The organism is Rhodococcus sp. AH-ZY2 (assembly GCF_030916465.1).
Taxonomy (GTDB): domain Bacteria; phylum Actinomycetota; class Actinomycetes; order Mycobacteriales; family Mycobacteriaceae; genus Rhodococcus; species Rhodococcus ruber.
Genome location: NZ_CP126460.1, coordinates 115237 through 136971 on the forward strand (window position 1 = coordinate 115237; position 21735 = coordinate 136971).

Annotated in this window: 21 protein-coding genes; 3 read left to right on the top strand and 18 right to left on the bottom strand. The window is 66.8% G+C overall.

All coding sequences use genetic code 11. The features are described 5' to 3' along the window. Positions 1-6 precede the first annotated feature (6 nt). The 5 genes from QNA09_RS29245 to QNA09_RS28045 all read right to left on the bottom strand — a co-directional run bounded on the left by QNA09_RS29245 (position 7) and on the right by QNA09_RS28045 (position 4859). Positions 7-240 carry a hypothetical protein gene (locus QNA09_RS29245; protein ID WP_169833865.1) on the bottom strand — a complete coding sequence of 78 codons (234 nt, stop codon included), beginning with the start codon at positions 238-240 and terminating at the stop codon, positions 7-9. Beyond that, a complete protein-coding gene (locus QNA09_RS28030; protein WP_082899721.1) occupies positions 155-1516 on the bottom strand; it encodes an AMP-binding protein in 1362 nt (453 codons plus the stop codon). The genes QNA09_RS29245 and QNA09_RS28030 overlap by 86 nt, the downstream gene beginning before the upstream one ends. Before the next feature lie 63 nt (positions 1517-1579). Beyond that, positions 1580-2344 carry an SDR family NAD(P)-dependent oxidoreductase gene (locus QNA09_RS28035; RefSeq protein WP_064256978.1) on the bottom strand — a complete coding sequence of 255 codons (765 nt, stop codon included), beginning with the start codon at positions 2342-2344 and terminating at the stop codon, positions 1580-1582. 11 nt (positions 2345-2355) lie between these two features. After that, on the bottom strand, positions 2356-3549 hold the full coding sequence (locus QNA09_RS28040) for a thiolase family protein (protein ID WP_064256979.1): 1194 nt from the start codon (positions 3547-3549) through the stop codon (positions 2356-2358). Positions 3550-3767: 218 nt separating this feature from the next. Further along, entirely contained in the window at positions 3768-4859 is a 1092-nt protein-coding gene (locus tag QNA09_RS28045; RefSeq protein ID WP_169833866.1) for an ABC transporter substrate-binding protein, read from the bottom strand. A 209-nt stretch (positions 4860-5068) separates the two neighbouring features. On the opposite strand from QNA09_RS28045, the gene QNA09_RS28050 reads away from it, so the two are divergent. Together QNA09_RS28050 and QNA09_RS28055 are read left to right on the top strand one after the other, a co-directional pair. Then, positions 5069-6082, top strand: a complete 1014-nt coding sequence (locus tag QNA09_RS28050) for a zinc-binding dehydrogenase (RefSeq protein ID WP_169833867.1) — start codon at positions 5069-5071, stop codon at positions 6080-6082. A gap of 31 nt (positions 6083-6113) precedes the next feature. Further along, on the top strand, positions 6114-7541 hold the full coding sequence (locus QNA09_RS28055) for an aldehyde dehydrogenase (protein WP_064257015.1): 1428 nt from the start codon (positions 6114-6116) through the stop codon (positions 7539-7541). Positions 7542-7735: 194 nt separating this feature from the next. On the opposite strand, the gene QNA09_RS28060 is transcribed toward QNA09_RS28055, so the two are convergent. Genes QNA09_RS28060 through QNA09_RS28085 form a run of 6 tightly spaced genes read right to left on the bottom strand, consistent with a single transcriptional unit; the run spans position 7736 to position 13677 of the window. Beyond that, positions 7736-9382 (bottom strand): AMP-binding protein, encoded by a 1647-nt coding sequence (locus tag QNA09_RS28060; RefSeq protein WP_219130577.1) that lies wholly within the window; start codon positions 9380-9382, stop codon positions 7736-7738. Then, on the bottom strand, positions 9333-10469 hold the full coding sequence (locus QNA09_RS28065) for a hypothetical protein (protein WP_064256983.1): 1137 nt from the start codon (positions 10467-10469) through the stop codon (positions 9333-9335). Before QNA09_RS28065 ends, QNA09_RS28060 begins: the two co-directional genes overlap by 50 nt. Then, entirely contained in the window at positions 10466-10885 is a 420-nt protein-coding gene (locus QNA09_RS28070) for a Zn-ribbon domain-containing OB-fold protein (RefSeq protein WP_082899724.1), read from the bottom strand. The genes QNA09_RS28065 and QNA09_RS28070 overlap by 4 nt, the downstream gene beginning before the upstream one ends. Then, positions 10882-11727: a MaoC/PaaZ C-terminal domain-containing protein gene (locus tag QNA09_RS28075; RefSeq protein ID WP_064257017.1), complete on the bottom strand. Its 846-nt coding sequence runs from the start codon at positions 11725-11727 to the stop codon at positions 10882-10884. The genes QNA09_RS28070 and QNA09_RS28075 overlap by 4 nt, the downstream gene beginning before the upstream one ends. Continuing rightward, positions 11727-12623 carry an SDR family NAD(P)-dependent oxidoreductase gene (locus tag QNA09_RS28080; protein WP_064256984.1) on the bottom strand — a complete coding sequence of 299 codons (897 nt, stop codon included), beginning with the start codon at positions 12621-12623 and terminating at the stop codon, positions 11727-11729. Before QNA09_RS28080 ends, QNA09_RS28075 begins: the two co-directional genes overlap by 1 nt. Beyond that, positions 12604-13677 carry an MBL fold metallo-hydrolase gene (locus tag QNA09_RS28085; protein WP_064256985.1) on the bottom strand — a complete coding sequence of 358 codons (1074 nt, stop codon included), beginning with the start codon at positions 13675-13677 and terminating at the stop codon, positions 12604-12606. Before QNA09_RS28085 ends, QNA09_RS28080 begins: the two co-directional genes overlap by 20 nt. A gap of 159 nt (positions 13678-13836) precedes the next feature. Between QNA09_RS28085 and QNA09_RS28090 the strand changes: the two genes are divergently transcribed. After that, positions 13837-14733 carry a LysR family transcriptional regulator gene (locus QNA09_RS28090; protein WP_064256986.1) on the top strand — a complete coding sequence of 299 codons (897 nt, stop codon included), beginning with the start codon at positions 13837-13839 and terminating at the stop codon, positions 14731-14733. On the opposite strand, the gene QNA09_RS28095 is transcribed toward QNA09_RS28090, so the two are convergent. The 7 genes from QNA09_RS28095 to QNA09_RS28125 are packed head-to-tail and all read right to left on the bottom strand — an operon-like array spanning position 14667 to position 21500. Beyond that, positions 14667-15578: a LysR family transcriptional regulator gene (locus tag QNA09_RS28095; RefSeq protein WP_064256987.1), complete on the bottom strand. Its 912-nt coding sequence runs from the start codon at positions 15576-15578 to the stop codon at positions 14667-14669. The two genes, QNA09_RS28090 and QNA09_RS28095, sit on opposite strands and share 67 nt — an antisense overlap. A gap of 36 nt (positions 15579-15614) precedes the next feature. Further along, positions 15615-16763, bottom strand: coding sequence for an acyl-CoA dehydrogenase family protein (locus tag QNA09_RS28100; RefSeq protein ID WP_064256988.1), 1149 nt, complete (start codon positions 16761-16763; stop codon positions 15615-15617). Between the two features lie 16 nt (positions 16764-16779). Next, a complete protein-coding gene (locus QNA09_RS28105; RefSeq protein WP_156665292.1) occupies positions 16780-17814 on the bottom strand; it encodes a CaiB/BaiF CoA-transferase family protein in 1035 nt (344 codons plus the stop codon). Then, complete coding sequence (locus QNA09_RS28110) at positions 17811-18575, bottom strand: crotonase/enoyl-CoA hydratase family protein (protein WP_064256990.1); 765 nt, start codon at positions 18573-18575, stop codon at positions 17811-17813. Before QNA09_RS28110 ends, QNA09_RS28105 begins: the two co-directional genes overlap by 4 nt. Further along, complete coding sequence (locus tag QNA09_RS28115) at positions 18572-19561, bottom strand: nitronate monooxygenase family protein (RefSeq protein ID WP_064257018.1); 990 nt, start codon at positions 19559-19561, stop codon at positions 18572-18574. Before QNA09_RS28115 ends, QNA09_RS28110 begins: the two co-directional genes overlap by 4 nt. Before the next feature lie 14 nt (positions 19562-19575). Continuing rightward, entirely contained in the window at positions 19576-20358 is a 783-nt protein-coding gene (locus QNA09_RS28120; protein WP_064256991.1) for an enoyl-CoA hydratase/isomerase family protein, read from the bottom strand. After that, complete coding sequence (locus tag QNA09_RS28125) at positions 20355-21500, bottom strand: thiolase family protein (protein ID WP_064256992.1); 1146 nt, start codon at positions 21498-21500, stop codon at positions 20355-20357. The genes QNA09_RS28120 and QNA09_RS28125 overlap by 4 nt, the downstream gene beginning before the upstream one ends. Positions 21501-21735: the final 235 nt, after the last annotated feature.

The following is a 21735-nucleotide window of genomic DNA, read 5'->3' on the forward strand; positions in this document are numbered from 1 at the left end:
AGCCCGCTACCGATCTCCGTTCACCTCCGCCCGCACAACTCGGCGCAGCAACTTGCCCGCCTCGGACCGCGGCACTGCGTCCCGCACTTCCCAGGACCGCGGGACCTTGTAGCCCGCAAGGCGCTCGCGCAGGGCAACTTCCAGGACTTCAACGTCAACGGGGTCGGAACCCACTACAACGGCATGGACACTCTCGCCCCACCGTTCGTCCTTGCGCCCCACTACACACGCGTCGATCACTCCTGGAACTTCGAGTAGTGCGTGCTCGACTTCGGCGGGATAGATGTTCACCCCGCCCGAGATGGTCAGGTCGGCGTCGCGCCCGGTCACGTACAGGTAGCCAGCCTCGTCCAGGTATCCGAGGTCCCCCAGCGTGATCGTCCCGTTCAACCGGGACCTTTCCGTCTTGTCCGCGTCGCCGTGATAGGAATGTGGGCAAGGTCGAGCGGAAGTAGATCAGTCCCACTTCTCCCGCTGAGAGAGGATTTCCGTGCTCGTCCCGGACGGACAGCTCTGTCGCCTGGCCAGCCCGCCCGACACTTCCAGGATGCTCAAGCCACTCCTCGCTGGTGATGAACGTCGCGGTCCCCTCTGTGCCGCCATAGATCTCGGTGACCACGGGTCCGAGCCACTCGATGATCCCCCGCTTCACCACGGGCGGGCACGGCGCCGCGGTGTGCACGATGCGGCGGAGCGACCGGGTGTCGTACCGGCTGCGGTCCGCGACATCGAGGGCCAACAGATCCGACATCATCATCGGGACGAGGTAGGTCCAGGTGACGGCGTGCCGACCGATCAGGTCGAGGCAGATGCGCGGGTCCCATTTCGGTGCGACGACCACGGCGTGCCCGAGAGCCAACGCCTGGTCGACGAACACCGAGCCAGCGGTGTGATACATGGGTGCGGTACTGAGGAACACGCCATTCTCGACGTCGACGCCGTACGTGTCGCCGCGTGCGACCGCGAGCTGAGCGGCCTCCTGCGGGGTGACACCACGGAGGGCGCGGCGTACCCCCTTGGGGCGTCCCGTAGTCCCCGAGGTGTAGAACATTCGCGAGCCCGCCGCCGTCGTTGCCGTCACCTCGGTCGACTCGTCGTGGAACCAACCGTTCGCACCGTCGCCAGTAAGATCGCCGACGTCGATGACGACGCAGTCGGTCCCAGCATCTGCAACACCGGCGGCGGCGAGGTCCATGAACTCAGCGGTCGTCAGCAGGATTCTCGCATCCGAATCCGCTATGACGTAAGCGATCTCGCTGCGTGTGAGATGACGGTTCAATGGAGTCAGATAGAGCGGCCGCTGGAGAACCGCGCGCTGGGCGACGATCTGTTCAGGACCGTCCGGCATCAGCACCGCCACACTGCTCCCCTCGCCGAGGCAGGGCTGCTCTGCCAAGAAGTTCACGATCCGGTTCGTCGACGCCGCAACTTCTCCGAAGGTCATGGTCGTGCGACCGTCGGCGACGAGCGCGACCCGTCCGGGGTCGTTCAGGGCGTAGTGCTCAAAGGAGCGCACGGTCGTCCTCCTACAGGACTGCGGGGGTGGGTGCGGACTCGCGGGGCTATGCCGGACGCCCGGTCACTTCGGGCCCATGCGCAGACCGCCGTCGAGGCGGATCGTCTCACCGTTCAGCATCGGGTTGTCCAGGATGTTCTCGGCCAGTTGTGCGAACTCGCCGGCGTTCCCGAGTCGGCGAGGATGCGGAACGGCGCCGTAGAGGCGTGCCCGCGCGTCTTCGCCCATTCGTCCGAGAATAGGGGTGTCGAAGACGCCGGGCGCGATCGTGCACACCCGGATCAGCTTGCTGGAGAGGTCCCGAGCAGCCACGATCGTCATGCCCACGACGCCCGCCTTCGAGGCGGCGTAGGGAATCTGACCGATCTGGCCCTCGTACGCGGCAACCGACGCGGTCAGCACGATCGCGCCCCGTTCGCCGTCCACCTCGTCGTTCCCGGCCATCGCGGCCGCGGCGAAGCGGAGCACGTTGAAGGTGCCGAACAGGTTGGTGTTCACCACGGCCGCGAACGTCTCCAGTGAGCCCGGCTGGCCCTCCCGATCGACCAGGCGCACGGTCCCTCCCCGACCTGCACAGTGGACCACGCCACGCAGCGGCGCACGATCGGCCGCGGCAGCGACCGCTGCCTCGACCTGGTCCGCGTTCGACACGTCGGCGGGCGCGAATCGGACGTTCGGACCGATAGCCTCGGCAACGTCGCTGCCCGCGCTCGTCGGCAGGTCGACGATGACCACCTCGGCGCCCCGCGCGGCGAGGCGCTCGGCGCTGGCGCGGCCGAGACCAGAGGCCCCGCCGGTGACGACGACGGATGCATTGTCCAGCTTCATGTTTGACTTCCTTAGTGAGTGAGTGACTCGACGATGTAGGCGTTGGCCATTCCGCCCGCCTCGCACATCGTCTGTAGTCCGTAGCGTGCGCCAGACTGGTCGAGTGCGTTGATCAAAGTCGTGAGGAGTCGGACGCCGGACGCTCCGAGTGGATGTCCGAGCGAGATGGCCCCGCCGCGCGGATTGACCCGACCATGGTCGACGCCGAGGGCTGTCATCCATGCCATCGGCACCGATGCGAATGCCTCGTTGACTTCGAAAATGTCAATGTCGTCGAGGGTGAGGTTGGCCCGGGCGAGCACCTTGCGGGTGGCTGGGATCGGCGCGGTGAGCATCATCTCGGGATCGTCACCACATGCGGTGCTCGACGCCAGCCGAGCCCGCGGGGCCAGCCCGAGGGAGTTCGCTCGCGAAGCCGACATCAGCAGCACTGCCGCTGCGCCGTCAGTGACCTGGGAGGAACTGCCCGCCGTGGTGACCCCCTGAAGGTCGGGGAAGGTGGTCGCCACCTCGCCCCCCGCGAAGGCAGGCGCGAGCTTCGCCAGGCCTTCGACCGAGGTGGTCGGGCGGATCGTCGAGTCGGTGTTCACCCTCGCACCGTCGGCCACGGTGACGGGGACGATCTCGTTGTCGAATCCGCCACCGTCCACCGTGGACTGGGCGCGCCGGTGCGATTCCGCCGAGTAGGCATCGAGGTCCTCGCGCCCGAGCCCGAAAGCGGCGGCGACCCGGTCCGCCGCCACACCCTGGCTCGTCAGGTGCGGGAACCGCGCGCGCATCGCCGGGCCGTAGCCGTCCTGTCCGAGCTTCGCCGCGCCCATCGGCACGCGACTCATGGACTCGACGCCCGAGGCGATGACGATGTCCGCCTGGCCGGACGCAATTGCCTGCGCGGCAAAGACGACAGCTTGCTGACCCGAGCCGCACTTGCGCTCGATCGTCGCGGAGGGAACGTGCAGCGGAAGGCCCGCGGCCAGCCACGCCACCCGCCCGACCGTGCCACCCTGCTCACCCGCCTGGGTGACACATCCGGTCAACACGTCGTCGACCAGCGCAGGGTCGAGATCGCTGCGGCGAATCAGCTCGCACAGCACCTGCCCGAGTAGTTCTGTGGGATGCAGTGAGGACAGCTCGCCGCCAGGCTTGCCCTTCGCCATCGGCGAGCGCACCGCATCGACGATGACGACCTCCTCGAGTCGGTTCATCGACGTGCCACCGCCGCCTGTACGTGGTTCAAGTCGCGCACCATGGGGTCCTTCCTTCCTCGTGACGAGATCACGACACGAGCATTGTTTTCAAACAGCCTGGCAGTCAACGGCTTTCACGGATTGGAAATCCGACGCACCCCCTCGGGGATACCTATGCCAGGCGGCCCGCACGCTCCTTCTGGGGTGCGGACCGCCGTGCCCTGCGGAGCAGTTCGTCAGCTCGACCCGGTCATCCAGTCGCGTGAGCAGGTGTTCGCAGCTTCGACGAAGCTCGGGTCGAAGAGGGTCGTCACGTCCTGAGGCTCGCCGTACTCGAGTCCACCATTCTCGAGCGAGAAGTCCTGCAACTCGGTGAGGAACTCGTCGACTCCGTCCATCGACAGTGTCGGATCGAAGTAGAGGAGCGGGGACTGCTCGACGACCGACTCGTCCGTCTCGAGCAGGGCTGCGAGTTGGGCACGCACCTCAGGATCCTGACGGTAGTCACCCTGCAGGTTTTCCTCGATGGTGCGGCTCACCACCTGGAGAAACTTCACGACCGTCTCCGGTCGATCCAGGAACTTCGGGCCGGCGATGAGCGACGTTCCGGTGACGCCGGGTGCGTAGCTCGCAATGGGGCGCAGGTTGTTGTTCTTGGCGGCCTCCACCTCGAGCGGAGACGCAATCCAGGTGGCGGCGACGGCCTTGTTCTCCAGCGCGACCAGCGCGTCAGCACCGACCAGCTGCTTCAGCGTGACATCGCCGATGTCCAGATCGACGCTGGCGAGCGCGTTGTCGAGGATCAGACCGCCGATCCCAGTTCCGGATGTCGGGGATCCGACGCTCTGCCCGGCAAGGCCCTTGAGATCCGGTTCCGGTCCGGTGCCGACGTAGTCCACGTGCGCCCAGTAGCCCGGCAGCGGCGTGCCGGGTTCGTACTCCTGCTGTGTATCGAACGGCATCATCCACTGCACGTCGACACCGCTGTCCACGGCGTTGAAGTGCGCGGCGGAGTAGCTTGTCATCTGGGCGTCAATTCGCCCCTGTGCCACGAGCGGGATCGCTTCGGCGGATGGAATCTTCTCGAGCGTCACGTTGAGCCCGGCCTTGTCGAACGCCCCGGTCGCCTCGGCGAGGAGTACCGACGAGAACACCCCTAGGTTGGATCCGGCCGAGATGACGATCTCGCCGGTGGTCGACGCATCCGGGCACGCGGCGCCAGCGGAGCCACCACCGTTCGCCGACGTTGTCGGACTGCTGCACGCAGCGAGACCAGCTGCAAACAAGGCGGAGGCGGCGGCGAGCGCTGCGGCTCGACGATTCGGCACGTACATCACATACCTTTCATTCAGTGGAATCTGATTAGATCCAGCTGAATGCTATGGGTGGTTAGTTTGTGATGTCAACCACATAGTACGAATAGTGTGATGTGCTAACTTCCAATGAAGGAAAGCAAATGTCTTTGAGTGAAATCTGGTGAGCCGTGAAGGGCATACTGTGGACCGGCGATGAGGTCCAGTACGTGGAGGATCTAGAGGTGGGCGAACCTGGCCCCGGTCGGGTCTCCGTAGACATCGACATCGCTGGCTTGTGTCACAGCGATCTCAAGCCGGTGGCGGGCGACATCCCGCAACTGACGCCGGTCGTGCTGGGCCATGAAGCCATCGGTCGCGTCGCTGGTCTCGGGGAGGGCGTAAACCCAGCCTGGCTGGGCAAACGCGTGACGCTCACCGTCCTCCCGTCATGCGGAACGTGCGAGTTCTGTTCCAGCGGACGCGAACACTGGTGCCGGGCGAGTGCCGCACCCGCACCGTCGCCGTTCACAAGGCATGGCCGCCCCGTGCACCAGTTCGTCAGACTCGGGGCATTCGCGTCCCGCACGGTGGTCGGGGTGTCGCAACTCATCGAGTTGCCCGAGTCCCTCGACGCGCTCGTCGGCGCGATGCTCGGGTGCGCCACGGTCACCGCGTTCGGCGCGGCCAAGCAGCAGGCGCGCATCGGCGAAGGTGACAGCGTCCTCGTCACGGGTGTCGGGGGCGTGGGCCTGAACTCGATCATCGCCGCTCGGCACTACGGGGCGCGCCACATCACCGCATACGACGTGCACGAGAGCAAACGTGAACTGGCCTTCCGCTGCGGAGCGGACGAGTTCCACACACCCACGACGGCCGGCGCCATCGCGTCGATCGCACCCGCGGAGGGATTTGACGTCGTGCTCGAGTGCACGGGGGCGGCACCGGTGCTGCGGGAGGCCTTCCACTCACTCGGCTGGGGCGGCAGATGCGTCATCGTGGGCCTGCCCGCTCACGGCACCGATGTGGGTCTCGAGATCCGCGACTTTTTCAACGACAAGTCGCTCCACGGATGCCGGATGGGCTCGGTGTCGCCGCAGCACTTCATCCCCCAGCTGGCCGCCTCGATCGAGCGGGGAGAACTCGACCTGTCACCTGTCGTCTCCGCTCTCGTTCCCCCACAAAATGTGAACGACCTGATCACGGCACTCGGCAGGGGCGAGCTTGCCCGCGGGTATCTCGACTTCCGTGGCCACTGACGAAGCACCGTCCGAGACGAAGGATGAGTTGATGTACACGACCTGGATCGACGGCGACGCGATCACATCTACCGCGACCTACGGTGTCTACGACCCCGCGACGGGTGCGGAGATCGCCTCCGTACCCGAATGCAGCCTTGCAGACACCGAACGAGCGATCGATGCCGCGGATCGTGCGCGCCGCAGCTTTGCGGCCACCGACCTCGACGTTCGGCGCAAGTTTCTGGATAGGATCGCCGACCACCTCGAGACCGATCGGGAGTCGCTGACGGAGTTGGCGATTCGCGACACCGGCGCTCGCATCGACGTTGCCCGCACGCTGCACGTCGACGGCGCGGTGGCGCGGTTCCGCCAGTGGGCGCGCACCCCGGCTGAGGCCCTCACGCCCGCAGCGCCGGCCGACGCCGCAGGTGTTTCTGCCCGCCTGTACCGTCGCCCGGTCGGGATCGTCGGCTGTATCAGCCCGTACAACTTCCCGCTCCTCGCGATGTCTGCGAAGGTGAGCGCCGCACTGTTCTCCGGGAACGCGGTGGTCATGAAGCCCGCGCCCCAGGACCCGCTGCTGGTGATGGAGCTGGGTCGTATCGCCACCCTGGCCGCCGGCGAGCTGGGCCTGGACCCCGGTGTCGTCGGAACGCTCACCGGATCGACTCCGGCCACGGGCGAGGCACTGGTCGCCGATCCCCGGGTGGGCGCGATCAGTTTCACGGGCAGCACCCATGTCGGTCGCGCGATCTTCGCCAACGCTGCGCCTCAGGTCAAACGCCTTCTGCTGGAGCTCGGGGGCAAGGGCGCCGTCATCGTGCGGGCAGACGCCGACCTAGACCAGGTAGTCGCCAACGTCACCCGGACCTGGACTCTGCAGTCCGGCCAGGTGTGTCTGACGCCGTCACGGATCCTGGCCCACGAGTCGGTGGCGGACCGTCTGGAGGATCGACTGGCGACCGTGCTCACCACGCTGCGGAGCGGAGACCTGCGCGACCCGAACACGTCGGTTGGGCCAGTCATCTCCGCGACACAGCGTGACCACATCGAGCGGCTCGTCGGGTCCGCCGCGGCCGCGGGACGGCGGGTGCATCAGTTCACTGATCTCCCCGACAAGGGATTCTGGACCGCGCCGACGCTTGTGGCCGGAGCCGATGCGCACGACGACGTCATGCGCATCGAGGCATTCGGACCAATCATGGCGCTCAGCACCGTCCGCAGCGACAAGGAGGCCGTCGAGATCGCCAACAGCCTCGAATTCGCACTGTACGACTACGTCTTCAGCGCCGATCTCGAGGCTGCCGAAGCCGTCGCATCCCGACTCGACGCCGCACAGGTCGGCATCAACACCACGGCCCGGCATCCACTGGCACCCTTCGGCGGCAACAAGCACAGCGGTATCGGACGGACGGGCGGCACGTACGCCCTGGACGCCTACACGAACCTGCAGGCGTTGATCGCCCGGGACTCCTAGCCGCGCACCCGCGACACCGCCCCGAACGTGCTCCCGTCGGCAGAACGCCGGCGGGAGTTTACGCATGCCCGCGGGCAGTCGATGGACCTGACATTACGATGCACATGAACAATGCACATGACATTGGCGGGTGTCGAGAGTGGGTCCACTCTCAACACCCGCCAAAGTCGGAACCGACTGTGCTTCAGCACTTCTCAGTTCGAACCGTCGACACCAAGCGCGCTCGCCAGTGCGCCGCCGTTCGCGAAACCGGACTCCGCGACGACCCGCTCACGCACCACCCGGCGGAGCAGCTTGCCCACCTCCGAATGCGGGAGCTCGTCGACGAACTCGAACGTGCGGGGAACCTTGTAGCCCGCGATCTTCGTCCGCAGTGCCGTCTCCACCTCCGCGCGCAGCGAGTCGTGATCCTCGACTGGCTCCGCGGTCACGACAACGGCGTGGACCGACTCGCCCCATCGCGGATCGGGCCGGCCCACCACGCAGGCCTCCCGGATGGTGGGCAACTCGACCAATGCGTGTTCGATCTCGGCGGGATAGACGTTCACACCACCCGAGATGATGGTGTCTGCGGTGCGGTCGCAGAGGTAGAGGTACCCGTCGTCGTCGAGATATCCGATGTCGCCCAGCGTGATCTCGTTCGCGATGCGTGACGATTTCGTCTTCTCGGGCGCGTTGTGATATTCGAACGGCGTCTTGGCGTTCTCGAAGTAGATCGCCCCGATCTCGCCGGGTGGCAACCCTTCACCGTTCTCCCCCCGGATGGTGATCCGGACCCCGGCCCGCGCACGTCCGACGGATCCTGGTCGGGCCAGCCACTCCTTGGAGGTGATGAGCGTGGCCGACCCCTCGGTGCCTCCGTACACCTCGTTGAGGACGGGACCGAGCCAATCGATCATCGCCCGCTTCACCGACGGCGGGCACGGCGCCGCCGTGTGGATGACGGTCCGGAGACTGGATACGTCGACTCGGTGGGAATCCCTGACCTCCAACATGTCCTGCATCATGAGTGGGACGAGGTATGCCCAGGTCACCTGGTACTGCTCGATGGCGTCGAGCGCGGTCACAGCAGACCAGCGAGGCAGGATGACGACCGTGTGGCCGACCTCCAGTGCCTGGTCGGCGTACGACAGCGGGGCGGCGTGATACATGGGAGCGACCGAGAGATACACCCCACCCTCGTGGTTCACGTCATACTTCTCGGCCCGCTCGACGGCCGCCGCGGCGACCGCGTCCGGCCCGCCTGCAGGCAGCGGGCGACGAACCCCCTTCGGCTTGCCGGTGGTTCCTGAGGTGTAGAGCATCCTGCTTCCGCCAGCGGAAGACTCCGGTCGGGTCAGCGGGTGCGCCTCGACTTCTGCGTTGCCTCCGGTCCGGTCGAGCTCGACGATGCGATCGGTCGGGAGGCCGGCCAGCAGGCACGCCTCCCGGACGAGTCTGGCGTACTCCGCAGTGGTGAATACGATCCGCGCATCGCTGTCCTGGAGGATGTGAGCCACTTCCGGGGCGGCGAAGTGCCAGTTGATCGTCGTCAGGTACAACGGCTGCTGAAGAACAGCGCGCTGTACCGCCAACAGAGCCGCGCCGTTGGGCAGCAGCACGCAGACCGACGCGCCGGGATCGAGGTCACGGGCGACAATGAGGTGAGTCAGCTGATTCACCCGGGCCGCGAGGTCGCCGAACGAAGTGGTTGTGCCGTCGGGGTCTACGACCGCCGCTCGATCGGGCGTGGTCTCGGCGTACGAATAGAAGCTGCGCATAATTTCTCCTTCACTATATCCATATGTCCAGTCAACGGGGACGGCCGAGAATGGTGACGGCAGCAGCGGTGAACATTCCACCGAACCCGAGGGCGAGGCTGGTACCAACCACCCCCGCGTCGGCGTCCGCCTCGCCCCGGATCTGGCGCACGGACTCCGTCAACGCGAACATCCCGTACATGCCGGTATGTGTGTAGGCGAGGCCGCCTCCGTTGGTGTTGAGCGGGAGCGCACCACCCGGGCTCGTGCCGCCGTCGGCGATGAACCGTGCCGCTGCGCCGGGTTCGAAGAAGCCCATGCTTTCTAGTCCGATCCACGGCAAGTGCGCGAAGGCGTCGTAGTTCATCACGTGGTCGATGTCGGAGTGCTGCAGCCCCGCCTCGGCAAAGGCGTCGCCTGCGGCCTGCCGAGCCGCACGCGAGACGCCGGCGTCCGGCATATACGCGACCATCAGCGAATCCGTGCCCTCGCCGGTGCCGAGGACCTCGACCGCCCTGCCCTTCTGGGCAGGACCGACGTCCTCCGCCCGGACCAGCACGAGGGCTCCACCGCCGTCCGTCACCATGCAGACCTGCGGGACCCGGAACGGCCACGCCAGGACCGGCGCCGCGAGCACCTCGTCGATCGTGACTCGGTCGCGGCGTCCCGCCCGCGCGTTCTGGTGCGACCACTCCCGCTGCGCGACGACAACCGCCGCAAGGTCGGACTCGGTCAGACCGTGGTCGTGCATATAGCGAAGCGCGGGCAGGGTGAATTTCGTGTACGGGGCGCGTGCCCCGTACGGTTCCTCGAACTGCCCAACCAGGGCGGCAGGATCGCGGGGCCGGGGGGGTACACCGACCCGAGATCGGTTCGATTCACCGTGGGTGATGAGCACCGCGTTCGCGTGCCCGGCCCTCAGCGCGGCCGAGGCGTGGCGGACGTGGGCCATGAATGAGCACCCGCCGACATTGGTCGTGTCGACCCATCGGGGCTGCACGCCGAGGGCGTGTGCCACCTGGTGGGGTGAGTAGGCCCCCGCGACACCGTCGATGTCCCCGATCCCCACGCCCGCGTCGGAGAGTGCCCTCAGGCCAGCCTCGACGTTCAGCTCCAGCACGGACTGGTCCGGAATGCGGCCGAGCCGTTCGGTTTCCGCGGCACCGATGATGTGGCAACCGGTGGTCATGCGTGCTCCTCCTGAACCGTGAAGACCGGGATCTGCTGGTTCCCGCGTGGTTCGAACTCCACCCGTACCCGCCGGTCCATGAGAGACATGTCGTGTCGGGCCTCCACTCCTCGAATCACGGAGAGCAACCGCGGGCCCTCGTCCAACTCGATAACGGCGACAACGTACGGCGCGGCGGCGGCGAACGCTGGCTCGGTCCGTTCGACGACCACGTAGCTCCAGATGCGCCCCGTGCCCTGTGCCCGGAACCACCCGAGTTCCCTGCCCCCGCAGCTCGGACAGTTCAGCCGTGGGTATCCGATCGCCTCGTCGCAGCGCGCGCATCGCTGCAGGTGCAGTTCTCCCCGTCGCGCCGCGTCCCAGTACGGCGCGGTGAGCGGCGTCGGCTCCGGCACCGGCATGGGCTCCGTGGTCACAGAGTCACCCCCCTGGTCGTGCGTATCCGGCCGCCGTCGACGACGACACGTTCGCCCACGCGTGCTCGGTAGACCAACTCGCACTCATCCACCTGTGCCACGTCGATCTCGATGGACTCACCGGGAAACACCGGGTTGCGGAACTGTCCGTCGATCTCGGCCACCGCACCGACGTCGGAGCCGAGTACCCTGCCGATCACCGTGCGCGCAACGGTCGCCCAGGTGCAGAGCCCGTGGAGGATCGGCCGGCCGAAACCGGCACGGGCGGCGAATGTCGGATCGCTGTGCAACGGATTGCGATCACCGCACAGCCGGTAGAGCAACGCCTGGTCGTCGCGGGTGGACGCCGTCACGCTCGCGCCCCACATCTGCTCGACTAGGGCCGGACGTTCGCCGCTCGACATCGGCTTCGAGCCGAGACCCCGCAGGAAGTAGGACGAGTGTGACGTGAACAGCGGCGTCCCGTCGGCATGATTGCGAGCCATGGCTGCCGTCTCGAGTACCACGCCCGTACTACGATCGGTCATCGACACGATGCTCGTGGTGACGTCGATCCGTCCCTCTGCCGGCAGCGTCGCGTGCAACTCCACCCGCTGCCCCGCGAAAACAATGCAGTGCGAGGGGAACTCGCCGACAAGGTGTTTGACCGGCCGCAGCGAGCCGCCCAGCACCGCCGCGAAGGTCGGGAGTGCCTGCAGTTCAATGCCCTGCGAGTTCTCGGTGACGAGGTGCAGGTCCTGCGGGCCGGAGCCGACCGCGAGGTTGTAGAGCAGCGTGTCGTCCGTCGTCCAGTCGGCACTCCACGGTTCGGAACCGGCCCCGACGTTGTCGTAGAGCAACATCACTTGGGCCCGCGCATGTCTGCGTTCGGGCGAGCGATCTCGAGCAACTCGTGGAGCGTCTTGTCGAGCGTGTCGATGTCATCCGCAGGCGGGGCGCTGGGACCGTGCGACCAGCCCTCGGCGACGGCCACTTTTCGCCCGGAGGAGAGGAAGACCCGCCCGGTGACGTCGGCGCTGCGTGGCGAAGCGAGCCACTCCACCACCGCTGCGGGCCAGCGGGGTGACATCTCGTCGTTCACGGTGGCCGGATCCCGGCCGGGGATCGAGGCGACCATCCTGGTCGCGGCTCCTGGGCTGATGCAGTTGGCGGTCACGCCGAAGCGGGCAAGTTCGAGTGAGGCGACGATCGTCATCGCGGCGATACCCGCCTTGGCTGCCGAGTAGTTGGCCTGCCCGACGTTGCCGAAGAGCCCCGACACCGATGTCGTGTTGATGACCCGCGCATCCACCTTCTCGCCGGCGTCGGCGCGTTCCCGCCAGTGCACTGCGGCGTGATGGAGCGTACTGAACGTACCTTTCAGATGGACGTTGATCACCGCGTCGAACTCGGCCTCCGTCATTTTCGCGATGGTCCGGTCGCGCAGGACCCCAGCGTTGTTGACGAGGACGTCTAACCGTCCCCAGGTGTCCACCGCTAGCCGGATCAGGTCCTCGGCCTGGTTCCAGTTCGAGATGTCGTGCCCACTGAAGATCGCCTCGCCTCCCGCGCTGGTGATGCGGTCGACTACGGATGCGGCGGGCGCATCAGGGTCAGGCCTACCGTCAAGAGTCACACCGAGGTCGTTGACCACCACCTTCGCGCCCGCGGCGGCGAGCCGTTCCGCATACGCGGCACCGAGTCCCTGCCCTGCGCCGGTGACGATGACCACCCGGCCTTCACACGAAGCTACGGTCATTTGCTCCACTCTCTTTCGTTGAGTTCGGGCGCCAGCGTTCGCCGGCGTCGAGTACTGCGCGTCCTTGCCTTCGCAGATGTACAAGGTGCGCCAGGGTCTCTTTCACCGCGAGGTTGGTCGCGCGGAAGTCCTGCTCACCGATCGGCCGGTGCCAGCTCAGCGCGAGTGCCACGTCGTAGCAGGAGATCGGTCCGCGCACTCGCAACACCGTCGCGATCTCGTCGAGCCGGTCGGTGTGGTGTTCCTGCAAGTCCCGCACCCGCTCCCGCGCCCCTCGGAATCGGAATTGATGGGCGGGCAACACTTCCCACTCATCGCACAGCGCGACGCGGTCGAGCGACGAGAGGTAGAGCGCCAGCACGTCGTCCTCGAGGTGGTACAGCTGGCTGATGTTCGGCGAGATCGTCGGCAGCAGGTGGTCACCGCTGAACAGCACGCGGGCACGCTCGTCCGCGAAGCAGAGGTGGCCTGGGGTGTGACCGGGGGTCCACCACGCCGTGAGGGTGCGGTCCGCGACCTCGATTCGATCACCGTCGGCCACAAAGTCCACGCGGTGCAGCAGGTCTGGTGCCAGCCGCGGCGATCGGAGCGCGCGCTCGCCGATGCGGACAGGGTCCGGGCACCCTGTCGTCGCCATGAGACTCCGCCATACGGCCGTTCGTGCCTCGTTGAACGCAGACCGGTCGGGCCGCACGGTGTCCGCGTCCGCGATATGGAGCCACACCCTCGACTGCGGCGCGTGCTCGAGCAGTCGCGGTGTGAGGCCGAAATGATCCGGGTGCATGTGTGTGATCAGGACACGGGTCACGTCAGCGAGGTCGAATCCGCACTCGGCGGCTCCGCGCACGAGCGTGGTCCACGCCTCGTCGGTGTTCAGGCCGGGGTCGATAAGGACGCAACCGTCGTCATCCGCAATCAGGTAGCAGAGTGTGTATCGGATCGGGAGGCTGCCGGCGGGCACCGGAACAGCCCACACGTCGGGAGCGATCTGCTCGACGGCGGGAAGTCTGCGGGCAGACCAGGCGTCCCGTTGTCGACTACCTGTGCAAATCATGACAGTCCTCCGCGTTGTTTGGCGTTGCCCTGAAGCCAAGCCGAAGTGGAGCACGTCACACAAAGTCCAAACGTCGAAATCGTCGGTCGGAAGTGCCTATGGCTGGGTAAAGGCTGTGAGCGAGTATGGATTCCGTCACGATCCTTGTAGGCTGATGCCATGGATCTACGGCTGCTTCGGTACTTTGTTGCGGTAATCGATCACGGGAACGTCACCGCTGCGGCGCAGGCCCTCTACATGTCGCAGCCGTCGCTGTCGCAGGCTATGCGGACTCTCGCAAAGCGCCTCGACGTCACCTTGTTCACCCGGGTCGGGCGGCAGCTACAACTGACGCCGGAGGGCCGCGAACTGGAAGTGCAAGCCCGCGAGATCATCGAACAGGTCGATCTGGCCCGCGCCCAGGTCGAAGAGGTCGTTCAGCTGCGGACCGGGCGGGTCACGGTGGCGACGTCGAGCACCTTCGGGGTGTTTCCGCTCCCGGCCATCGCACGGGCAATGCTCGCGCGCCATCCTCAGATACAGGTTGTCGTGCTCGACGGCCGGTCCCCGGAGGGAGCGGCGACGCTCGTTCGCAACGGTGCGGCCGAGCTCGGTTTCGTCGAGCTGCCGATGCATGAGGAGTCGCTGGTCACCCACCTGCTCGGCAGCGAGGAGATTGTCGTGGTCGGCGCCGAGTCGGTTATCGGCGACGGGGCGGAACCCTTGACCAAGGCGCAGACCCGGCTGCTGCCGTTTGCGCTGCTCGACCGCGCGAGCGCGGGACAGTCGCGTTCCGCGCGGCACATCGTCGCGGTGGCCGAGCGAGTGCTCCTGACCGCAGCCGAGCGCGAAACCCTTTGGGACGTAGTGTCGTACGGAGCAGTTGCGACCTTCGTCTCAGACGCAGCCGCCGACATCGTGCTCCCGGGGACACCACGTCGGTCGCTCTCTCCGCCCCTGCTCCGCGACGTCGGACTGGTCCATCGCACTGGACCGCTGACACCCGCAGCTCAAGCCTTCGTCCGCGCGGCGAGATTGGTCTCCGCTTCCGCCCTGCAGACCTCGACGAAGTCCTGAGTGACGCCTGATTCCCGATCCTCGGCCCACAGCAGGTGGACGTCACGTTCGAGGACAGGGTTCAACGGGCACACCACGGCGCCGATGTGCTCCGCACGGGCCCGGTCCCGGTCGGTGATGAAGCTCGACCCCAGCCCGGCGGCGACCAAACTCAAGCGGTCCTCCCGGCGGGAGGCGCGTAGGGGAACCCGCCGCGGTGAACCGAGCAGGCTGAAGTGCTCCGCCAATGCCGGATAGATGTCGGAAGACGAACTGGACAGAACCAGCGGGCGTTCGGAGAGATCTTCCAGGGTCAATCCCTCCGCCGGAACCACGGTGCCGGGAGGGTGAACGGCGAGAACGGTTTCGGTGTCCAGAACGAGCGAGGAGAGATCGTTCGCCTGGGCGGCCGTCCGCCCGACAACGACGATCGCGACGTCGGCCATCCCACTCTTGACGAGATCGGCCGCGTCCGTCGCGTTCGCCGCGCGGGTCGTGACCACCGATGCCCGTGAACTCTGTCGAAGAAAACTGGCGATGCACCGTGGCCCCGCCCCCGAGGCCGAGTTGTCGATCAGACAGACGGTGAGCCGAGCCGCGGCAGCGCCGCCGTCCTGTCGGATGGCCTCGGGGGTTGCTGCGGCAAGTCGTGTCAGGCGCCGCGCGGTTCCAAGCATCGCGTACCCGGCCGAGGTCAGGGCCATCCCGGTGCCGAGCCGGTAGAACAACGGTGTCCCGAGCTTGCGCTCAAGCGTCTGCAGTGCCTCCGAAATGGTGGCCGGGGAGGCCTGCAGCACGGAGGCGGCGGCGCTGATGCTTCCTTGCTCGCTGACCACCACGAAGAAGCGTAGCTGCTGCAGCTCCATTGCCCCTCCGATCCTGGTCGGGCGGAGCCGGGGAGATCACAGCCCGATCGACTTGGCGATGATGCCCCGCTGCACCTCGTTGGTGCCGCCATAGATGCGAGAGATTCGAGAGTCAGTGTACATCCGGCTGATCCGGTACTCACTCATGAACCCGTACCCTCCGTGCAGTTGCAGACACCGATCGATGACACGCGACTGCAACTCCGTGCAGTACACCTTCGCCATGGACGCCTCGGAGGCGGTCAGCTCGCCGGCCTCGTGCGCGAGCATGTACTGGTCGATCAGTGCTCGACCTGCGGCGATCTCGGTTCGGCAGGAGGCAAGTTCGAACTTCGTGTTCTGGAAGCCGGCGACCGGCTGGCCGAAGACCTTGCGTTCCTTGACATAGTCGATTGTGATGCGCAGCGCGGTCTCCGCGGAAACCTGGGCTCCGAGGGCGATACCCAAGCGTTCACCGACCAGGTTGTGGGCGAGATAGCTGAACGCCGCCCCCTCCTCTCCGAGGAGGTTGCCCATGGGGACCCGCACGTCCTCGAAGAACAACTCGGCGGTGTCAGTGGCCTTCTGACCCATCTTCTCGAGGTTGCGACCTCGGCTGAATCCGTCGAAGTGCGACTCGACCACGAACAGGGAGAGCCCCTTACGGCGCTCCTCGTGCGTGCTCGTGCGTGCCGCGACGATCACCAGATCGGCGTTGATGCCACCGGTGATGAACGTCTTCTGCCCGTTCAGTACCCAGTCGCCGCCGTCCTTTCGGGCGCTCGTCCGCATGCCGGCCAGATCGGAACCCGTCGCCGGTTCCGTCATCGCGATGGCGCCCATGCGACGTCCGTCGACCATGTCCGGCAACCAGCGCTTCTTCTGCTCTGGGGAACCGTTGGCGAGGATGTAGGGAATGACGAGGTTCGCATGGGTCCCCACTCCCCCGAGAGCCACACCCGCGCGGCTGCATTCCTCGGTCCACACCGACTGATACAGGAAGCTGTTCTCCAATCCGCCGCCCCCGTACTCCTCCGGCACTCGCAGTCCGAACAGGCCGAGATCGCCGACTTTCGTGTAGAAGTCGTGCGGCACCTTGCCGGACTTCTCCCATTCGTTGAAGTGCGGCACCACCTCGCGTTCGAGGAAGGTCCGCACGGACCCGCGGAACGCCTCGTGTTCAGGCTGGTAGATCGATGTGGTCATGGCGTCTCCTTGATTGTCAGTCCCGGCGAGAGGAGCCGAGTGCGGTAATCCGTGGCGCGGGTTCCGGCAACGCGAATCCGTTGGCGTCCGTGGAGAAGACAGCGCGTTCACGGTTGTGAGGATGATGCGGGGCCTCATGCATGGCCAGAACTGGCGACACGCACGCGTCGCGCCCAGCGAAGTGCTCGACCCATCCGTCCCGGTCGCGAGTTGCGAACCGGGACTCGAAGAGTCGGCGATGCTGCGGCCAGGCATCGCGGTCGTGCTGGTCTCGGGGGTCCACCTGGTCCGTCAGGTCGAGACCGTCCAGGAGCTCGCGATAGAACTGCGGTTCGATGGCCCCTACTGCGACATGACGACCATCGGCGCAAGTGTAGGTGTCATAGAAGGGTGCGCCCCCATCGAGCAGGTTCCGGCCTGCGGGCTCCGACCACCGACCCTCCGCGGCAAATCCCCACGTCATGGCCATGAGGGCAGCGGACCCGTCCACCATCGCCGCATCGACGATGGCACCGACACCGGTGTCTTTGGCTCTCAGGAGCGCACTGACCAGACCGAACGCGAGCATCATCGCACCGCCTCCGAAGTCACCCACCACGTTGAGGGGAACCACCGGTCGGTCCGGCTCCCGGCGAATCGAACCGAGTACGCCACTGACCGCGATGTAGTTGATGTCGTGCCCGGCACTGTCGGCAAGTGGGCCGCTCTGCCCCCACCCGGTCATACGGCCGTAGACGATCCCGGGCCTCACGCCGGCCACGTCGTCTGGTCCGAGGCCGAGCCGTTCCGCGACGCCGGGACGGAATCCTTCGATCACGGCGTCCGCGTCTGCGACGAGCGCCAAAACCTCCTGGCGGCAGCTCGGATCCTTGAGATCGATCTCGACGATCCGCTTTCCGCGGTCCAGGACGGCCGGGCGCGGCACGGCGCCGGGTCGAACGAGACGGGTCACCTCTGCACCGTGGTCCGCCAGCATCATCGCGCAGAACGGTGTCGGGCCGACACCGCCGAGCTCTACCACGCGAATGCCGGTCAGCGGCGCCGGGCTCATGACCGGGTCCACACCGGGCGCCGCTTCTCGGCGAACGCCGCGGCACCCTCACGCGCGTCGTTGCTCGTCGCGATCGGCGCGGTGATCGGCGCCTGCCGGGCGAACCTGTCCTCCAAATCCCAGTCGACGGACTCCACGAATACTCGCTTGCTCGCCGCGACGGCGAGGGGCCCGTTCGCGGCGATGGTGGCTGCCAGCTCGAGTGCTCGATCCAGCGCCTGCCCGCCGGGGGTCACGTGATTGACCAGGCCGTAGTGATGTAGGCGCCCCGCGTCGATGGGCTCACCGGTCAGAATGAGCTCGAGCGCGATGTTGGCCGGGATGCGCTCGCGAAGGCGGAAGAGCCCACCTGCCGCCGCGACCAGGCCACGTTTCGTCTCGGGAAGCCCGAATCGGGCGGTTTCAGAGGCGACCACCAGGTCGCATGCCAGCACGAGTTCAAATCCTCCCGCCAGCGCCCATCCCTCGACCGCTGCGATCAGCGGCTTCGTCGGCGGCCGCTGTGCAATCCCGCCGAACCCGCGACCGGGAATCGACGGCTTCTCACCGCGGAGGAAGCCCTTGAGGTCCATTCCCGCACAGAACGCGGTCCCCGTTCCAGCGATGACCGCCGCCGACAAGGTGTCGTCCGACTCTAGGTCGTCGACGGCCGCCCCGATGCGCTCGGCCATCGCGAGCGTCATGGCATTGCGCGCGTCCGGTCGGTTGAGGGTGATGAGTAGTACACCGTCGGTGCGTTCGATCAGTACTTCGTCGGTCATGCGAACTGTCCGTTCGGAACGGGAACCAGCGGAGCGAGCCGGTTCGCGATGAGATCGGTGGCTTCGAGGACAATGCGCTCGACGAGTTCCGCCACTGTGGGGACGTCGTGAATCAGGCCTTGCGACGTGCCGACGGTCCAGATACCCAGGTCGGGATCGCCGTTCTCGTACACCCGGCGCCCCCTGGCCCCTGCGACGAGTTCGCGAATGTCTTCGAACACTGCACCGTCGTTCAGGCGCCGGACCACCTCCCGGCTGACGTCATTGCTGGCAACGCGCGCCGTGTTGTTCAGCTGACGGAAGATGAGTTCCGTTGCCCGCTCATCGGCGTTGACGATGGCGTCCTTGATGTCCGGGTGGATCGGCGACTCCTGGGTGCACATGAAGCGTGTCCCCATGTTCACCCCATCGGCGCCGAGCGCGAGGGCCGCGACGAGCCCTCGGGCGTCGGCGATGCCACCCGAGGCGATGACGGGAATCGACACGCTTTCGACGGTGCGCGGTATCAGCACGAGTCCTCCGATGTCGTCCTCACCGGGATGGCCCGCGCACTCGAAGCCGTCGATGCTGATCGCGGCAACGCCGAGGGACTCGGCCTTCATCGCGTGCCGGACGCTCGTGCACTTGTGAATGATCTTGACGCCGTGCGGGCTCAGCATCTCGACGATATGAGCGGGCAGATTGCCTGCTGTCTCGACGATCCTGACCCCGCTGTCCACGATCACCCGGCAGTACTCGTCGTACGGGGGCGGATTGATCGTGGGCAGGATCGTCAGGTTGACGCCGAAGGCGCGATCGGTCAGCCCTCGGGTCCGCTCGATTTCCGCTGCGAGCGCGGCCGGAGACGGCTGGGTGAGCGCAGTGAGGAAGCCGAGAGCTCCAGCGTTGGCGACGGCGGCGGTCATCTCCGCCCGTCCGACCCACTGCATCCCGCCCTGCACGAGCGGTACGTCGATCCCGAACAGCTCCGTGAAGGGTGTGCGTATCGGTCCGGGTGTGGTCACAGTTGCCACCGTCCTTCGAATCGCGGTGTCTCGCGGGCCACCGCAGCGGCGCGACCGACCGGTGCGTCGGTCGCGAAATTGATGAGTTGGGCGTCGTTCTCGCGCGCGACGGCCTCGGCGAACGTGCCGTTGAACGCAGCGTTGACCAACGCCTTGTTCTGCGCGAGCGCGACTGGTGGTCCGGCTGCGATCCGTGCCGCCAGCTCGGCAACCGTGGATTCGAGATCGGCCGCGTCCACCAGCCGGTTCACCAGCCCCAGCTGATGGACCGCCGTCGCGTCGAGTAGGTCCGGCAGGAACAGGAGTTCCTTCGCGCGGTGCACCCCGACCATCCGTGGCAGCAACCACGATCCGCCGCAGTCGACCGACAGGCCGCGCCGGGCGAAGATCTGGGAGAATCGCGAACGGGTCGTGGCGACGACGAGATCGCAAGCGAGAGCAAGGTTCCAGCCCGCGCCCACCGCGTCGCCGTCGACCTTGGCGATCGTCGGCACCGGGATCTCGTGCAGCGCGACGACGGCACTGGTGATCAACCGCATCCGGGCGGACGGGTGCGCCGCCGGACCCCCACCCGCGGTGACATCGGCGCCGGAGCAGAAGGTGTCCGCGGCGCCCTGCACCACCATCGCTCGCGTGGTCCCGTCGTCAGCCACATCCTCGACGGCCTCGCGCAGCGCGATCCACGCGGATCGGTCGAGCGCGTTCTTGCGGTCGGGGCGATTGAGGGTCAGTGTCGTGACCGCACCGTCGCGGGCGACCAGCACACTGGGTGTGCTCATGCGAGAGCCTCCACGACCGTCGCGTTCGCCATGCCGCCGCCCTCGCACATGGCTTGCAGGCCCCAGCGACTGCCCTCCCGCTTCATGCGATGGACCATCGTGGTCATGAGCCGGGCGCCGGACGCACCGAGCGGGTGCCCGAGAGCAATGGCGCCGCCCTGCGGATTCGTGCGTGCTGGGTCGGCGCCTGTTTCCGTCAGCCAGGCTCCGAGGACCGACGCAAACGCTTCGTTCACCTCGAAGGTGTCGATGTCGTCGATCCCGAGACCCGCTTTGGCGAGCACGGCCGCCGTCGCCGGGATCGGGCCGGTCAGCATCGTGAGTGGGTCGGAGCCAACGACACTGAATGAGTGCAGGCGCGCCATCGGGGTCAGGCCGAGTTCGGCGGCGCGCTCCGACGTCATCAGGAGCAGGGCCGCGGCCCCGTCCGAGACCTGGGACGCGGAGCCGGCAGTGTGCAACCCGCCGAATGCGGGCTCGAGCGCGGCGAGGGTCTCGGCGGTCGTCTCGGGTCGGATGCCCTCGTCGGCCGCCACCACGTTGCCGTTGGGGGTGGTGACGGGAAGGATCTCGTCGGCGAACGTTCCTGTGCGTTGCGCCTCGGCCGCACGGTGGTGGGACACGGCGGACAGTTCGTCGAGTTGCCGTCGCGACAGCTGCCACTCTTCGGCGATCCGGTCGGCGCCGGTGCCCTGATTGAAACGGGTGATCCCGTATCGCTGTTCCAGGCTGGGCCCAAGTGCCGACTCCACCCCCATCCGGGCGGTGCCCATCGGGACCCTGGTCATCGACTCGACTCCCGCGGCCACCACGATGTCCTGCATACCTGACAGGATCGACGCTGCGGCGAAATGTACTGCCTGCTGCGATGATCCGCACTGTCGGTCGACGGTGACGCCGGGAACGGATTCCGGCCACCCTGCGGAGAGCGCAGCCATCCGTGCGATGTTCCCCGCCTGTTCCCCTGCCTGGGACACACAACCCATGATCACGTCGTCCACCAGGAGGGGGTCGAGGCCCGACCGGTCGATCAGACCGCGCAGGACCTGACCCGCGAGTTCCACGGGATGCACATCGGCGAGGCCCTTCCTGCGGCGACCGATGGGGCTCCGCACGGCTTCGACGATGACGACGTCACGCATAGGGGTTCCACCTTTCCAATTCCGGGACTTTCGGGTTCTTCCGATTGAATGCGGCCCGACCAGCGCCGAACAAGGACCAGTTGCCGACGGGCGGTGCCGGAGAATTGAATGGGTTCCGCGAAGGAGCAGGTCAGGGCTGCGGAGGCCGGCTACGGCGGGTTGGCGCGACGCTCCCGTTCGTTGACACCACACAGCGCCGTGATGTGGTCTGCGTCTCATCACATCCATGACCCGT